At 64.2% G+C, this 1078-nt stretch carries 1 protein-coding gene; it reads left to right on the plus strand.

The window, feature by feature from the left end; genetic code table 11:
* Positions 1-222: 222 nt before the first annotated feature.
* Entirely contained in the window at positions 223-681 is a 459-nt protein-coding gene (locus JKG67_RS18320) for a hypothetical protein (RefSeq protein ID WP_203338803.1), read from the plus strand.
* Positions 682-1078 lie beyond the last annotated feature (397 nt).

A 1078-nucleotide genomic window follows, 5' to 3' on the forward strand; every position in this document is an offset into this window, starting at 1 on the left:
ACGAGGCCGCGAATCCCCAGATCGACAACTGGAGCGCCGCGAACCTTGAGCGAATGAGGAGCGGGCGCGCGCCTCAGCGCTACAACCGCGACAAGGGCGGCATGGAGTCGATGGAGTTGAGCCACGAGCCCATCCCACGCCGCCACGGCGGTACCGAGGTCATGCCGAGATGGCCACAAGACCACGCAGCCGTTGACCCACACCGATACCCGGGGTACTGACATGCCTGACCTGTCTGACCGTTTTGCCGAGGAACAGTCCAACATCATCGAGTGGCGCGGGGTACCGATCCACGGGCTCTATGAGTTCGAGGAGATTCCCCGCAGCATCACCCTCGAGTTCATCTCGGCCAAGGAACAGCCCGTCCAGGGCATCCAACTGAGGATGCGTGGCGGAACCATGACGGTGAACGACACCGAGTCGGACGACGTCGTCCTGTGGCAGGACACCGCCCCTACCCGCGTCGAAATCGAGATCCGAACCAAGCCAAGAGGGAGGACCACCCTCAAGCTCTGGAACGTGTGGCGGGGCGGCCATGACGTCACCCAAGCCTGGCTCGGGAACGCTGCCATCAGGGTGCACGATGAGCCGTCCGGTCGAACCGTACTTCACTGCAGCGACGGCCAAGGTGACCCCGACTTTGACGATCTGGTCGTCGCGGTGACCGCTCAATGGCCCTGACAGTGCGTCGCCCCTTGGCTGTATTGGCCGGGCTTCTCGCTACGGTCTTCGGGCTACTCGTGACCACATCGGTGGCGTTGGCTTTGGCCCCCGGGGCCTTTGCCAGCTCCCACTACGACATGTCAATCGACGAGAGCGCGGCCACCTACACTGCGCCCGAGCGAGGACCGCCGGATGCGGTCTCTCATCTGGACGTTTCTGCAGGTCAGCGAGCCGCCAGTCTTGGGGCATGCGCTGACGCGGCTTGTTCGGTTGGGGCGCCGTGGAGCCACACTTATGCATACGACGGTGCTTGCCTGCCCGCTGCATCCGACACGGCGTCGGTTGACACTCGCGAGACCCTCAGCTCAACCCCAGGCGGCGTGACCGCGATTCAGTCAGGCGGTGTTGCCGCAAA

Origin of the sequence: Nocardioides limicola (genome assembly GCF_016827675.1) — a bacterium.
Classification (GTDB): domain Bacteria; phylum Actinomycetota; class Actinomycetes; order Propionibacteriales; family Nocardioidaceae; genus Nocardioides; species Nocardioides limicola.